The sequence below is a fragment of the Mesorhizobium sp. B2-4-7 genome, assembly GCF_006442685.1.
In the GTDB taxonomy this organism is placed as follows: Bacteria; Pseudomonadota; Alphaproteobacteria; order Rhizobiales; family Rhizobiaceae; genus Mesorhizobium.
This window is the reverse complement of the sequence record NZ_VFVH01000011.1, coordinates 195,839-210,729: the sequence shown is the minus strand read 5'-3', so window position 1 is coordinate 210,729 and position 14,891 is coordinate 195,839. Positions and strand designations below refer to the sequence as shown.

The following is a 14,891-nucleotide window of genomic DNA, read 5'->3' as shown; positions in this document are numbered from 1 at the left end:
TTTCCTCACTTCACCTCGAACTGTGGATCGACCGGGATCTGCATTGCCGTCACCAGATGGTTGGTCTGTCCCGCCAACCCGATGATCGACACCAGTTCGCCATGCTGTGCGTCTGTCATGCCCTTGGCGCGCGCCGCCGCGGTGTGCGAATGGACGCAATAGGAGCAGCCATTGGCGGTCGACACCGCGATGTAGATCATCTCCTTGGTCAACGGATCGATCGCACTGTCTGCAACCATCACCGCCTTGAGCTGTTCCCAGATACGCTTCAGCGCCGCAGGATCATTGGCCAGCCCGCGCCAGAAATTATTGACGAAATCGGATTTGCGCGTCGCGCGGATGTCGTCGAACACCGCCTTTAAGGCCGGGATTTTCTCCACCTCGGCATCGCTCAGGAGTCTGGTGGTGGCCATGGTGTTTCCTTTCGTTTTTTCAATGCCGAACGTTTGAATCGGACGCTGAACAGCCGCCGCCAATCCATTCACTTCATTCGCCTATTCGCCTTTTGCGACGCAAACAGCACCGCGAGGGTGTGTCGAGATTCAGGTCAGGCCGAGTCGAAAACGACGGGTTCCGAGAACCGGAGCGGAGCGTACTTGAAGTACGTGAGCGCCGGAAGCGCAGGAAGTCGGCGTTTGCAGGCCGGCCTCACCTGAATACCGACACACTCTCTAATGCACCGCCGCATACATAATCTTCTCCTCCGTCGCCTCGGCCGGCGAAAACTCCTCGACGATACGGCCCTGGCGGCAGACCAGGATCCGGTCGGACAGGTTCATGATCTCCGGCAGGTAGGACGAGATGACGACGACGGCCAGACCCTGGTCGGCCAGCCGGTTGATGATCTGGTGGATCTCGGCGATGGCGCCGACATCGACGCCGCGCGTCGGCTCGTCGAAGATGACGACGCGCGGCTTCTGCACCAGCCCCTTGCCGATCACCACCTTCTGCTGGTTGCCGCCGGAAAGCTCGACCACGCGCGCATTGTCGTTGATCGCCCTGATGTTCAGCGTCTTGGTCCATTCGGCGGAGAGCGCGCGCATCTCCTGCTGATTGATCACCCAGCCTTTTTCGCGGCCGGCCGCCAGCAGCCCGCCGAACAGGTTCTCGGCAATGCCCATCGTCTCGAAAATACCTTCGCTCTTGCGGTCCTCCGTGACGTAGACGATGCCGTCGGCCACCGCTTCGCTCGGCACGAGATAGCGCACCGGCCTGTCGTCCAGCTCGATCGCCCCGCCGCGCAGGAAATCGCGTTTGTAAATGCCGGACACGATCTTGAACGTCTCGGTGCGGCCGGAGCCGATCAGCCCGAAGACGCCGGTGATCTGGCCTTCGAAGATCGAGAACGAATTGTTGCGCACGACATTGCTCATTGAGATATCCTGCACCGACAGCACTTTCTTGCCCGCCTTGCGCAGCTTGGCCTCGTCGCGCTGGCGATAGATCTGCCCCGATAGCGTGCGCCCGACCATGGCGGCAACGATCCGGTCGCGATCGAAGGCCGACGTGTCGTCGGTGATGACCAACTCGCCATCGCGCAGGATGGTGATGCGGTCGGCAATCAGCAGCGCCTCCTCCAACGCATGGCTGATGAAGACGATGGAGACGCCGCGCGCCTTGAGCCGCCGAATCAGCGCGAAGAAGTGCCGCTTCTCCTCCGGCGTCAACGTCGCGGTCGGCTCGTCGAAGATAATGATCTCGGCATTGTGGTGCACGGCGCGCGCGATCTCGACCATCTGGCGCTTGGCCGCGCCAAGCGTCGCCACCATGGCGTTCGGGTCGACCGGAAAATTCAGCGACTGCAGGAACTGCTGCGCCGAAATGTAGGTGCCGCGCAGCCGGTTGAGGAATTTCTCGGTGCCGAGATAGAGGTTCTGCGCCACCGTCATCGACGGCACCAGGCTGGTCTCCTGGAACACCATTGCGATGCCCGCCTCGAGCGCCGCATGCGGCGAGGCGTAAGCGATCTCGCGTCCCTTGTGGAACATCTTGCCCGAACTGGCGTCGACCACTCCGGCGATGATCTTGGTCAGCGTCGACTTGCCGGCGCCGTTTTCGCCGAGCAGCGCGTGGATCTCGCCCTTGCGCAATTCGAAGCTGACATTCTTGACCGCGGGCACGCCGCGATAATTTTTGGTGACATTCTCCAGGCGCACGATTGGTTCCATCAAAACCCCCCGGCATCGACAGCCAACACGCAGTCGCCGCCCTTCGAGGCGACGAACAGTTCGCCATCTTTTTCAACCACGCTGCAAATGCCGTGACGTATGCCGTTGGCGCGGCTGTGCAGGCTGAACCGAGGCTGCATGTTCTGGTCGAGCCTGACCACCAGACCGTAGGAGCGGCTCGGCGACCAGGGCTTGTGGATGCCCATCGTGCGGATGCCGCCGCATTGCAGCGGTTCGAGGAAGCTGCGGCTTGAGGCCAGAGCCGGTGCGATCCAATAGGCCGGCGGCACCTGCTCGATCATGTCCTGACGGTAATGCGTCTCCTGCAGCACGAATTCGATCAGCCGGTTGCGCGGCGCAAACAGGGTCAGCCAGGCGCCGCCATCGGCTGCCGGCGACAGCCGCGCGGGATAGCCGGGCAGATGGGTCAACACCGTTGAGCGGCTGCCGCTTGCCGCCTCGAAGCGGATGAGCTGATGGCGCCAGCTCTCGCTCACCAGCACATCCCTGCCGATGGGATGGAGCCCATAGGGAAAGGCGATGGCGCCGGCCACCTTGCGGAAGGTCCCGCCTGCCGCATCCTGCTTCCAAAGCGATCCGGACGTGCCTTTCTTCATCAGGTCGGCCGCCCATTGTGATGGTGCGAATTCGGCCGAACCATTGGCCAGCCACAGAGCGCCGTCACCGGGATAGGCGAGCGCGGTGATGCAGCTGACACCAGCCGGTAGCGAAACATCCCTACCGCCGACCAGGAGCCTGCCGCTTTCCAATCCGACCGTCAGCTCACCCGATGGCGAGAACGCCAGCGCGGTAACGGTGGACGCAAAGGTCTCGACCAACTTGGGCGCGGTACCGGCGGCAATCGAATAGACGGCGTTGCCGCTGGAAGCGAGCAGCTTGTCGCCAGAGATCAGCAGATTGTCCGGCTCGGTCAGTTCGGCAAACGCCGGCGCATCGTCAAGCTGCGTGTTGGGTCGGAAAGCGCCATCCAGCGGCGGGATCGTCACCGCCTTGCCGCGAAATAAATCCAGGATGGGATCGAGGATCATCGCTTTGCTCCCCAATAGGAAGCCGGGCTGGTCCAATTCGGGTCGGCGCCAGCAATCTTGTAGCGGCCGATGCGGTTGTTGAGGATGCCGCCGACGAAGAGATATCCCTTGTGCTCGCGCATCGAGGTGACCATCGGATGCGCGCTGCCGGTAAGGTCGCCCAACGCCTCGACGATGTCGCCCTTCTCCGTGAATTTCACCACGCCGCCGGTGTTGATGTTGGGGAACAGCCATTCGTCCTGCGGCAGCCGGCGTGTCATGCGCTTGCGCATGTCGGGGTGGCGCAGCGAGAGATCAAAACTCGGGGTGCGCATGCCGAGCCACGCCATCCAGTAATTGCCGTCGGAAGCGCGGTTGATGTTGTCGGGGTAGCCCGGCATGTCCCGGATGACGCATTCGGCGGTGCCGGCCTTCGGCCCTTCCAGCCAGTAGCGATGCACGCGGCAGGCCCAGCTCTCGGCGAAGAACAGCGACTTGCCGTCATGCGCCATGCACACGCCGTTGGTGTAGCGGTAGCCGTCGAGCAGCGTCCTGGTCGATCCGTCCTTCGGGTCATAGACCAGAAGACGGCCGGTGGCGCGGTTCTCGATCGAATCCAGCGCCCAGTCATGCGCGTCATAGCGCTTGGTCGAGTCGGTGAAATAGATGCGGCCGTCCGGTGCTATGTCGCAGTCGTTGGGATCGCGCAGCCGTGCGTCGTCGACGACCGATGTCCAGGAGCGCGACGTTTCGGCACAGGCGTTTGACCTCACGATCGGGCGAGACGGAATAGAGCCCCATGGCGCCGACACAACTGATCAGATTGCCTGATTTGTCGAAGGCAAGGCCGAGCGGAAAGCCGCCGATATGAGCGAACACTTCCGACTTCACATAGCCCGGCGCGAAGAAGCGGACGATCTCGCCATGGCGCGTGCCGCAATAGAGGTGGTCGTCACGGTCGAGAATGACATCTTCCGGTCCTTCCAGTTCGCCGAGCCCGATATGGTCGGCGCCCGACAGCCTGTCGTCGAGTTCGTAGGATGTGCCGGAGCCGGGCGCCGCCGACTGCGTCTCGCCCATCCTGAGATAGACCGGCGCGACATAGACCTCGTTCAGCACCTTGTGGCGGTTCTTCAGCCAGCGGATGTCGATCGTCACCGCCACCGCCAGCATGATGCCCAGCACCATCTGGTTGGTGCCGGTGCCGTAGCCCAGCCTGATCAGGCCGTTGGTCATGGTCAAAACGATGATGGCGCCCATCAGCCCCTTGATCACCGAGCCGCGCCCGCCTCCGAGGCTGACACCGCCGACCACCGCCGCGGTCAGCGCCATGATCTCGAGGTTGAGGCCGGTGCCCGGCCCTGCTCCGCTCAGCCGGCAAGCTATGAGGAAGCCGCCGATCGAGGCGCAGAAGCCTGAGAAGACATAAGTCATGAACACGGTGCGGCGCACACGGATGCCGGCATTGTGGGCAGAGCGCCGGGAGCCGCCAACCGCCAGCACATGCCAGCCGGGCCGCGAGCGCGTCAGCGCGATATGAGTGACGATGGCGAGGATAATGGCCAACCACACCGAGACCGACAGGCCCCAGAAGGTGCCGTCGCCGATGAAGTCGAGCACATCGGAGGTGGCTTGGGACAGCTGCACATCGGCGGCATAGGTGGTGACCAGGATGTCGAACAGCGCCCGCCCGAAAATGAAGGTCACCAGCGTGGTGAGGAAGGCGCGCAGCCTGAGGTATCCGACGAGATAGCCGTTGACGGCGCCGAAGACGAGGCCGGCGGCAAGCGAAGCGGCCAGCGCCAGCCAGATCGACTGTTCGAGGATGAAGAAGACATAGACGGCCGAAAAGCAGGACAGCGCAAAGATCGAGCCGACCGACAGGTCGATGCCGCCGCCAAGCATCACCACCGTCATGCCGGTGACGACCATCGAGAATTCACCGAGCTGGCGGGTCGATTCCTGCAGCGAGGTCAGTTTGAAGAAGCCCGGAATGATCGAACCGAACACGCCGAGTGTTGCCACCAGTGCCAGGAAGGGAATGGCATTGTCGGTCCAGCGCTTGGTCAGTATCTCGCCGACCAGATGGTCGGGCACGAGATTGTAGCGCCAGGCCTGGAGGCGTTCGCGAAAGGACATCAGGTCACTGCTATTGCGAGAGAAGAGAAAAAGGTGGCCGGGTAATCGCTCCGGAGCAATTCTCAACTTCGCCGCTGCCCCTCATCCGCCTGCCGGCACCTTCTCCCCGTGAAGAACGGGGAGAAGGGATAGGCTCCAGCGTCGACACCCCCCTCTCCCCGTTTTCACGAAGAGAGGGTAAGGTGAGGGGCAGCGCCGAGGTTGGAGATTGTCCACGTACAACCCGGCCGCCATGTTGATATCAGGCGTAAACTCGCGACCTACTTCGCCGCAGCTTCCGCTTGCAGCGCCTTCAGGTCCCAGCAGCTGTCGGGCTTGAGGTCGGCCTTGGTCGTCGCCTTCTCCAGCGTGTAGATGTAGGTGTGCGACGTGCCGGCCGGCTGGCCGCTCTGCAGCAGGAACTTTATGATGGCGTTCATGTCCCCCGACTGCCGGGCAAGGTCGGTCATGACAACCGCGCCATAAGTGCCGTCCTGCAGCTTGTCGCAGTCGGCCGCCTTTTCGCCGCCTCCGGTGGTGACCAGGAAAACCTTGCCCTCGAGCTTGGCATCACGGATCGCGGCCGACGCGCCAGTAGCATCACCATCCCAGAAGTCGATGATCGAGCAGATGTCGGGGTTCTGCTGCAGCATCGTCGTCGTGACATTGCGCGAGGTGGTCGCATCCCAGTTGGAGTCGGGCTTGGCCACGACCTGAAACTCGGGATGCTTTTCCAGTACCTTCATGATGCCGGCGTACTGATAAAGGCTGGAGGAGTTCGCTTGATCGCCCTGCACAAGGCCGATCTTTTTGGACGAGTTCTCGCCGCAGCCCTTGATCGCGGCTTCCGCCTCGAGTTGGCCGAGCCGGTCCCAATCGCTGCCGACAAAGGCATCGGCCGGGAAATTGGCGGGATTGTCGACCAGGATCACGTAGGTGCCGGCTGCCTGCGCCTTCTTCATCAGCTTGGAGTAGGAATTGAGGTCGGGCGCGTGGATGATCAGCACGTCAGGCCTGGTGTCGGAGGAGATGGCATCGGTGATCGCCTGCGCGCCGGCATCGACGACCCAGTTCGGATCGCGCGTCTCGAACGTGCCGCCCCAGGCCTCGACTTCGGTCTTCAGATAGTGCGCCCAGCCCTGCGCCAGGTCGAAGCCCATCGCCAGCGGCACCAGCATGACGCGTTTGCTCTTGAGTGCCTGCGCATAGGCAGCGGGGCCCGGATCGTCGGCAGCGAAGCTCGGCGCCACGAACGCGGTGACCGCAAGCGCCGCCGCGGCGGCCATCAATGTTTTGATCAGTTTCATGTCACATCCTCTGGTTGGTCGTTGTTATTTACGGCCGGCCCCAACCGTCCGCTTTGGTTTAGTCTTCCTGTTTGAGCATGATCTTTTCCGAAAAGTTCCCACTTTTCGGGATCATGCTCTAGATGTCGCCCTGCTGCGCCGTCTGTTCGTCACGCGGATTGATGATGCCGTCGACGATGATGGCACCGAGCAGGATCGCCGCCTTGATCAGGTTTTGGTAGAGCAGCGGAATGTCGATGATGGTCATCGCATTGAGCAGGATGCCGATCAGCGCCGCTCCGACCAGCACGTTTCGCACCCCGCCTCGTCCGCCCGAAAGCCCGATGCCCCCGATCACCGCCACCAGCACGATGTCGTAGAGCAGCGTCGAGTTGACGACGCGGGTGTTGATCGAATGCAGGCTGGCCGCTGTCAGCAGGCCGGCGATCAGCGCCACGAAGGCGGAAAGCACATAGCGCAGCACCAGCATCGGCCGCACTGGAATACCGATGTTGCGCGCGGCGACCGGATTATCGCCGGCGAAATAGATGTAGCGGCCCCATTTGGTGTAGCGCAGGAACAGGAAGAACAGGAAAGCCAGTGCAGCGAAGACGAACACCTCGATGGGAATGTCGAGGAAGCGCAGGCCGCCAAGCAGTTCCACCCAATGGCCCTGCGGCACCGGAACCGCATCCTGCGTGATCAGTTGCGAGCGCACATAGCCGAAGACGAAGGAGCCGGTGGCAAGCGTCACGAAGATCGCCGGCACGTCGGCGTAAGCGACGAGAAAGCCGTTGAGCAGGCCGATGGCGAGCACGCCGGCCAGCACATAGGCGAAGGCGAGCCCGTCAGGCGTTCCTGAATTCATCAATTGCAGATACCAGGCGACCGACATCGCCATGATCGCCACCGCCGAGAGGTCGATGCCACGGCCAATGATGACGACCGCCATGCCCAATGCCAATATGCCCAGTACCGAGACCGAACGAACGATGGCAACGAGATTGTTCGGAGCGATGAAGCCCGGCAGGCCTATGGCCGCGGCAATGAACAGCATCACCGCTATGGCAAAGACAATACCTTCCTGGTTCAGGCTCTTGAAACTCGGCCGACCGATCGCGTTCATTGTCTGTCTTCACCCCGGCGGCAGCGCTGCCGCCCCTGGGAAGAAAGCTAATCGGCTCAACGTCGGTTCGTCAAATGAATCCGCGTTCAAAACACGGACTGCCGACGAGACTCGCGATGTGGACGCATTGATTGCTGATGCTGGCGCAATGCCCGGAAACTTCAGCACTTTTGGCAATTGTTTGCGCCATCCCTGCGTCTTGCGCAAGCACGACACCAAGGCGCAAGGCGAAGATGGAATTTAACCCTGCGGTGGATGGGAAAATTCGATTTCAGTTCCCGGCCATGTGGCCGGAAACCTCGGCGCCGGCGGTCCTCGGCAACACCAGGAAACGGAACGACGCCACCAGCCCGATAACGCCGATCACCAGAAAGGTGACTCGAAAATCGACGAGGTCCAGCGCCGGCTGGGCCCTGGTGATCTGCGACAGGTTGAGGATCGCCGCAGCTATCGCCACACCGAACAGCATTGCCACCTGCTGCAGCATCGAGGACAGCGTCGCCGCCGAGCTGCGCTGCGCCGCGGCGACATCGGCGAAGGCCAGCGTGTTCAGCGCCGTGAACTGCATGGAACGCGACAGGCCGGCGATCAGCATCAGCCCCACCACGAGCGCCTGCGGCGTCTGCGGCGAGATCGCCGCGCAGGCCATGATCGATGCGGACGCAATGACGCCGTTGACGACCATCACCGAACGAAAGCCGAAGTGGCGCAGCATCGGCGTCGTCACCGTCTTCATCCCGAGATTGCCGAGGAAATAGGCCAGGATCATCATGCCGGCATCGACCGGACTCATGCCAAAGCCGACCTGGAACAAAAGCGGCAGCAGGAACGGCGTGGCGTTGATCGCGACGCGGAATATGGTGCCGGCCGCAAGCGTCGAGATGGCGAAGGTCAGCACCTTGAACGAGGACAGGTCGAGCAGCGGATGGGGCGCGCGCCGGAGATGCCGCACCGCCAACCAGCCGATGACGATCCCTGCCGCGACCAGCAGCACCGTCGGCAGCACGCCGTCGTCGGGATGCGCGATACGCTCGAGGCCGCAGAGAAGGCAAGCAAGTCCCGCCGATGTCAGGAAGAAACCCGGCCAGTCGAGTGGCTTGGGATCGGCTTCACGGTCACCGGGGATGAAGCGGGCGACCAGCGCCAGCCCGATCAGCCCAAGCGGGATGTTGATGAAGAAATTCCAGTGCCAGGAGAGATAGGTGGTGATGAAACCGCCAAGCACCGGACCAACGACAGGCGCGAACAGCGCCGGCCAGGTGATGAGCGCGGTTGCGTTGAGCAGTTCCGATTTTGACGCGTTGCGCAGCACCAGGATGCGGCCGACCGGCGTCATCAATGCGCTGCCCAGCCCTTGCGCGGCGCGCGCCGCGACGAACTCGGTGAGATTCTCGGAGAAGCCGCAGGCGAGCGAAGCCAGCGTGAACAGTGCGATCGCCATCAGGAAGATGTTGCGCGCGCCGAACCGGTCGGCGAGCCAGCCCGACAGCGGCACGAACACCGCCATGGTCAGCATATAGATGGTGATGCCGATGCTCATCGCCACCGCCGGCACGCCGAAGGAGGCGCCCATCTGCGGCAGCGACGTCGAGATGATCGTCGAATCCAAGAGCTGCATGAAGAAGGCAATGGCGACGATCAGCGCCACACGCCGCGAACTGCTGGCTGGGTCGGCTAAAACTTCAGTCTCGGGGATGGCAGTCATGACGGACCGCTTTGAACAGCATTTGGCCGGCGACGTCCAGGCAAGGGCCAACAAACTTTCGTGTCGCGGCGCGGCCTGTTATGGATGAACGGGGCGGCCGAGGAACGCGCACGCATGAAGACCGGCCTGGTGGCACAAGGCAACGGCCAGACGGTGATCGAGCCGCGCGTTCATCTAGAGCCTGATCCCTCTTTCCACGGCCATTTCAATGTCTTGCGCGGCTACGTGGCGCCGCTCGATGCGGCGGGCGTGAAGATCGTTGGCGACTATGTCGATAACTACCTGCACGGCCTGCCCTCCGAATTCGGCATCCTCAATCTGTTCGATCCGCGCACCGGCGCGCCGCGCGCCATCCTAGACGCCACCGTTATCACCGACATGCGCACCGGCGCCGTCACCGCGATCGGCGCCAGGCATCTGGCGCGCAGGAATTCGAAGGTGCTTGCCCATATCGGCGCGCGCGGCACGGCCTACTGGAACGTGCGGCTGCTCGACCACCTCTTCGACTTCGACGAGATCCGTGTCCATTCGCGCCGGCCGGAAAGCCGCGACGGCTTTGCCGCCAGGCTCTCCACCGATCTCGGCAAGCCGGTCAAGGCGGTGGCCGATTGGCAAAGTTGCGTCGAGGGCGCCGACATCGTCGTCGAGGCCTCGCGGCTGCCGGAACCGCAGCCGCTGCTGAAGACCGAGTGGATCAAGCGTGGCGCGCTGGTCCTGCCCTACGGCACGATGAGCGCGGTCGAAATACCTGTCGCCGGTCGGCGGCGCATCGGCCGGCTTCGTGCCGCTGCAGAAGGCGGTAACATCGATCCTGGCCGCCATCCGCCACAAGGCCAATCCGGTGATGCTCGATTTCCTGCCCGTCTCCTAGGACCTCGAGGACCATGCCACGCAAACGCCTCTGGCCGTTTCGAAATGCGCCGCCATGATCGCACTGTGGCGCCGGTTGATCGCCTTCGAACTGATGGCGGCCGCCCAGGCCGTCGACCTGCGCGACGGGCAGACGCTGGCGCCGCGCATAGCCGCTATCCATACGGCGATACGCGCGCTGGTGCCGGCGCTGAAGGAGGATCGGCCGCTCGGCATCGAAGCCGAAGCGCTGCATACAGCGCTTGCCAGCGACAGATGGCAGCCGACCTTAGCCCCGACCGACCTTGTCCAGGAACAGGCGTAGCTCGGCCGGGTCCATGTGCACCACATGCCTGTCCTCGGGATAGACGCCGCTGTTGACGTCGGCGACATATTCGGAGAATGCAGCCACCCGCTCCGCCTGCAACCGATCATATTCAGCGGCGAAGTTGCGATAGACCTTGGAGTGTCGTGGCATGTGGCCCCGATTCTGCCCGAGGATATCTTCGGCGAACAGATATTGCGCGTCGCAACCGGTGCCCGCGCCCATCGACAGCATGATCAGCGAGGTACGCTCGGAGATCGCCTTGGCGACCTCGACCGGCACCACTTCGATTTCGGCGCCGATGGCGCCGGCGGCCTCGAGCTGTTTCACCGCTTCGAACACCTGCATGGCGGCGCCGGCGGTCTTGCCTACCGCCTTGAAGCCGCCGGTCCACGTCGCGCGGGATGGAATGAGGCCGACATGGCCGATGACGGGGATGGCATCGTCCGCCATGCGCTTGATGGTGGCGTAGCCCGCGCTGCAATAGACCGCGTCGGCGCCGGCCTTGTAGAGCCGGAAAGCCCAACGCAGGAAATCATCCGATGTGCCGATTTCGTAGAAATTGTCTCCCGGCATGGTGAACAGGCTCGGTGCCGCATCGCGGTATTGCGGGTTGAGCACGAGTTCCGGCGGCACGGAGACGATATCGACCCCTGCCCGCTCGGCAGCTTCCGCTTCGTCCAGGGTCAGCACGCGCAGCATGGTCAGCTGACGCTTGCCTTTCATGGCGCGCAGGTCGGCGACGGTCGGTCTCTTTCGGCTCATTAAACGTTCCTCTTTTGCTTGCCGCGGTGCCGGATCGGTGTGCCGCGCTTCAGATCTCGATCATCACCTTGCCAGCTTCGATCTTCACCGGATAGGTCGCAAGATTGACGCAGACCGGCGCGCCCTTGGCCTGGCCGGTCTTATAGTTGAAGCGGCCATTGTGCTTGGGACATTCGATGATGTCGTCCATCACCAGCCCGTCGGCGAGATGTGCCTTCTCATGCGTGCAGAAACCGTCGGTGGCGAAGAATTCATTGTCCGGGGAGCGATAGATCGCGAAGGTTCGGCCACCGTGGTCGAAGCGGATGACATCCTCTTCCTCGACATCGTCCACCGCACACGCTTCAATCCAATCGACCATCTCTGTCTCCCGCAAGCATTCGCGATCCTTATTCAGCCGCCGCCGACATGTCGAACTCATGGAATTCGCCGCGATAGGGCCTGGCCGTCGGCGGCAGCTCGCGCTTGAGGTAGTAGTCCTCGTATTTCAGCTGCCTGAGCAGGACCGGCCAGACCTCGCGATAGGCATGCCACATCGACGGGTTCGGCACGGGCAGGTCGTGCTTGATCAGCTCATGCAGCCTGGGCAGCGCATGATAGGGCACCATCGGGAACATGTGGTGCTCCACATGATAGTTCATGTTCCAGTAGATGAACCGGCTGATCGGGTTCATGTAGACGGTGCGCGTGTTGAGCCGGTGGTCGACGACATTGTCGGCCAGCCCGATATGCTGCAGCAGGCCGGTGGTCACCATGTGCCAGGTGCCGTAGAGGCGCGGCAACCCAATCAGCACCACCGGTATCCATGACCTGAGGACGACCGCGACAGCGATCGTCGCAATGTACACGGCAACATGCCACCGCGCGGCCGTCACGGCCTTTGCCCATTCCATTTCCGGAACATAGCTCTTTTCCTCGTCGGACAGCTTGCCGAACGCCTGGCGCACGAGCGTCGGCAGCGAGTAGCGGAAATCGAGGATGCCGGTGAAGGCCAGCGCCGCCTTCAACAGGTCCGGCGGCCGCATGACGGCGATCTCGGCATCGCGGCCGACGATGATGGTGTCGGTGTGGTGGCGGGCATGGCTCCAGCGCCACTGCACTGGATTGCGCATCAGCATGAAGGAGGCGATGTGGTACACGACATCGTTCATCCAGCGCGTGCGGAAGGCCGTGCCATGGCCGCATTCGTGCCAGCGCGAGTCGCTAGACGAGCCGTAGAGCACGCCGTAGATGAATAGGAACGGCACCACCCACCATGAGCCCCAGAACCATATGATGCCGGCGGCCGAGGCCAGGATCGCAACAATCCAGATGATGGTGTCGCGGATCGCCGGCCCGTCGGAACGCTGCATCAGCTCCTTCATCACCTTGCGGGGGACATCGGTGTGGTACCATTCGGCGGAGGCCAGGCCGGTCTCGATCGCGGCTCTGGTGCTTTCACCGACCAGGCTGTAATCCCGCTTTTTTGCCATCGTCTTCACACGGGCCTCCAAACTTCTCGCACCGCTCGCAATCCGGTCCGCCGGCCGGAGGGCTTGCTTTGAATACATGTCGCGCTCATGCCGGGCCCGCCAGTCTCCGGAAATTGCCGGAAGGCCGAGGATAATCCTGTTCGGGCTGGCGGGCGATCGCCGCAATCCTGGCTTCGGCGCCGGCGATCGCTTCCCTGCCGTCCAGGACCCGGAACACGGCATCGTAGGCGCGGCCTTCGTCATGCTCCAGCCAGATCATCTCGCCGCGTTCGCGCGCGGCGAGATCGCCGAGCACATGATGCGTCGATGGCTCGATGCCCAGCGCATAGTGTCCGGCCTGGAAATTCTGCCATTGATAGGCGCAAGGCAGCTGGTCTTTCCGCGTCACCATTTCGAAGCCGAGGCCGAGCCGGTCGTTGACCACCGCCACTGGTACCTCGCCCTTTCCATCGGCGTCCATTTCATGCTGCCAGACCTGTTCGCTGAACCCCATTCGCGGTTCCGGCACGGTGCGGTAGCCGACCTTCTGCGCCTCATAGCGCTCGCCGGCATGGCCGGCCCACACCACGTCGCGGATTGGCGCGAGGTAGCGTGAGCCCTCGTCAAGCAGGGGATGACTGACATTCACATGGTAGAAATACATATGCGGCGTGCGATTGAAGCCATGGTTCACGACGCGGTCGGACAGCCGGATCTCGTTGCCGCCGACATCCGCCTCGATCCGCCGGATCAGATGCAGATCCTCGCCGAATACCGCCGATTGCTGGACGATGCCTTCGGCCCACAGCACGCAGCGGTCGCCGTCCCACGCCTCACCGTAGCCGGTCAGCCGCGCCGGGATGGTGCCGACACGGCCATGCAGCGAATGGATCACGGTCTTCTTGCCGGGATAGTTGTAGTTCTCGGCCGGCACCTCTTCCCGACCCAGTATATGGTCGAGGCCGCAGGTGACCAGCAAACCGGAAAAGGAGCGCGCCCAGGCCAGCCCCCCTTCCCCCTCATAGTCGTGAAGACCGGGGTTGCGAAAACCGCCCGGCGAGTGCCAGCCGATCGCCTGGCCCTTGAAGTCGCAATCGGCGATGTCGAGCGCGCGGTCGACGAGTGCGGTGAAGCGCAGGCCGGAGCCGGTGCGGAACTCCAGCATGCGGACACCGCGCTCCACCCCGTCGCCGAGCGTCATCAGCCGCACGCCGGCGAACTGCGACAGCATGCCGGAGCGTTCCGAGACCTGCCGGCGCGAGAGCGTCTTGCCGTAAAGCTCTACCATGCCGTCACTGCGCCCTCTTCATCAGAGCCGACAGGTCGGCGCCGGTGATGATGCTTTCCACGGTCAGCAGATCGGTATCGGCGACCGTCTGCTCGGCAACGATCTCGCCGCGGCGCATGACGATGATGCGGTCGGCAACCTCGAACACGTGATGGATGTTGTGGGTGATGAGCAGCACCGAATGGCCGGCCTGACGCATCTCCTTGACGAAGCGCAGCACGCCATGGGTTTCCTCGACGCCGAGATTGTTGGTCGGCTCGTCGAGGATGATCACCTTGGCGGCGAACTGCATGGCCCGCGAAATGGCGATCGACTGGCGCTCGCCGCCCGACAGCGTTGAGACCAGCGCGTCGGCGTCGAGTTTCTTCGATATGCCGACGCGCTTCAGCAGGGAGGAGGCAGCATCGCGCAGCTTGGCGAGATCGAGCGGCGCAAACACGCCCAACCATTTGAAATTGACCGGTTCGCGGCCGAGGAAGAGGTTGCGCGCGATACTGAGATCCGGCGCCAGCGACGTATCCTGGTGGATGGTCTCGATGCCGAGATCCATCGCGTCGCGCGTCGAGCGGATCGAAACCTTCTGCCCGCGCACATAGATGTCACCGCGATCGACCGGGAAGACGCCGGAGATCGCCTTGATCAGCGTCGATTTGCCGGCGCCATTGTCGCCGAGCAGGGCCACTATCTCGCCTTCTCTCAGCGTCAGCGAGGCATTCTTCAGCGCGCGCACGCTGCCGAAGGATTTTTGCAGGTTCTGCAGCCGAAGCACTTCTTGCATCATA

General features: G+C 63.0%; 11 protein-coding genes and 3 pseudogenes. 2 read left to right on the top strand and 12 right to left on the bottom strand.

Going from position 1 to position 14,891, the window contains the following annotated elements:
- Positions 1-5: 5 nt before the first annotated feature.
- The 7 genes and pseudogenes from FJ946_RS25615 to FJ946_RS25585 all read right to left on the bottom strand — a co-directional run bounded on the left by FJ946_RS25615 (position 6) and on the right by FJ946_RS25585 (position 9,431).
- Positions 6-413: a carboxymuconolactone decarboxylase family protein gene (locus tag FJ946_RS25615; protein ID WP_140499869.1), complete on the bottom strand. Its 408-nt coding sequence runs from the start codon at positions 411-413 to the stop codon at positions 6-8.
- Positions 414-671: 258 nt separating this feature from the next.
- The gene (locus FJ946_RS25610) at positions 672-2,168 is read right to left on the bottom strand and encodes a sugar ABC transporter ATP-binding protein (protein ID WP_140567554.1); all 1,497 of its coding nucleotides are present in this window, start codon (positions 2,166-2,168) and stop codon (positions 672-674) included.
- Complete coding sequence (locus FJ946_RS25605; protein WP_140567561.1) at positions 2,168-3,217, bottom strand: hypothetical protein; 1,050 nt, start codon at positions 3,215-3,217, stop codon at positions 2,168-2,170. The genes FJ946_RS25610 and FJ946_RS25605 overlap by 1 nt, the downstream gene beginning before the upstream one ends.
- Positions 3,214-5,335, bottom strand: a pseudogene (locus FJ946_RS25600) (SMP-30/gluconolactonase/LRE family protein). The gene FJ946_RS25605 and the pseudogene FJ946_RS25600 overlap by 4 nt, the downstream one beginning before the upstream one ends.
- Positions 5,336-5,595: 260 nt before the next feature.
- Positions 5,596-6,621 (bottom strand): sugar ABC transporter substrate-binding protein, encoded by a 1,026-nt coding sequence (locus FJ946_RS25595; RefSeq protein WP_140567564.1) that lies wholly within the window; start codon positions 6,619-6,621, stop codon positions 5,596-5,598.
- Positions 6,622-6,739: 118 nt separating this feature from the next.
- Positions 6,740-7,726, bottom strand: coding sequence for an ABC transporter permease (locus FJ946_RS25590; RefSeq protein WP_140499878.1), 987 nt, complete (start codon positions 7,724-7,726; stop codon positions 6,740-6,742).
- 271 nt (positions 7,727-7,997) lie between these two features.
- Entirely contained in the window at positions 7,998-9,431 is a 1,434-nt protein-coding gene (locus FJ946_RS25585; RefSeq protein WP_140499879.1) for a DHA2 family efflux MFS transporter permease subunit, read from the bottom strand.
- Positions 9,432-9,515: 84 nt separating this feature from the next.
- Here FJ946_RS25585 and FJ946_RS25580 point away from each other — a divergent pair.
- Both FJ946_RS25580 and FJ946_RS25575 read left to right on the top strand, forming a co-directional pair.
- A pseudogene (locus FJ946_RS25580) lies at positions 9,516-10,175 on the top strand (ornithine cyclodeaminase family protein); the annotation flags it as partial.
- A pseudogene (locus tag FJ946_RS25575) lies at positions 10,174-10,605 on the top strand (aromatic amino acid lyase); the annotation flags it as partial. The pseudogenes FJ946_RS25580 and FJ946_RS25575, both read left to right, overlap by 2 nt.
- Here FJ946_RS25575 and FJ946_RS25570 read toward each other — a convergent pair.
- The 5 genes from FJ946_RS25570 to FJ946_RS25550 all read right to left on the bottom strand — a co-directional run bounded on the left by FJ946_RS25570 (position 10,570) and on the right by FJ946_RS25550 (position 14,890).
- Entirely contained in the window at positions 10,570-11,370 is an 801-nt protein-coding gene (locus tag FJ946_RS25570; protein ID WP_140557936.1) for a 3-methyl-2-oxobutanoate hydroxymethyltransferase, read from the bottom strand. The pseudogene FJ946_RS25575 and the gene FJ946_RS25570 overlap by 36 nt on opposite strands.
- A gap of 49 nt (positions 11,371-11,419) precedes the next feature.
- Positions 11,420-11,731, bottom strand: a complete 312-nt coding sequence (locus FJ946_RS25565; RefSeq protein WP_140515869.1) for a MocE family 2Fe-2S type ferredoxin — start codon at positions 11,729-11,731, stop codon at positions 11,420-11,422.
- A 28-nt stretch (positions 11,732-11,759) separates the two neighbouring features.
- Positions 11,760-12,842 (bottom strand): fatty acid desaturase family protein, encoded by a 1,083-nt coding sequence (locus tag FJ946_RS25560; protein WP_140500160.1) that lies wholly within the window; start codon positions 12,840-12,842, stop codon positions 11,760-11,762.
- Positions 12,843-12,927: 85 nt separating this feature from the next.
- Entirely contained in the window at positions 12,928-14,109 is a 1,182-nt protein-coding gene (locus FJ946_RS25555) for an aldose 1-epimerase family protein (protein WP_140499885.1), read from the bottom strand.
- A 4-nt stretch (positions 14,110-14,113) separates the two neighbouring features.
- A complete protein-coding gene (locus FJ946_RS25550) occupies positions 14,114-14,890 on the bottom strand; it encodes an ATP-binding cassette domain-containing protein (protein WP_140499887.1) in 777 nt (258 codons plus the stop codon).
- Between the last annotated feature and the right edge of the window lies 1 nt (position 14,891).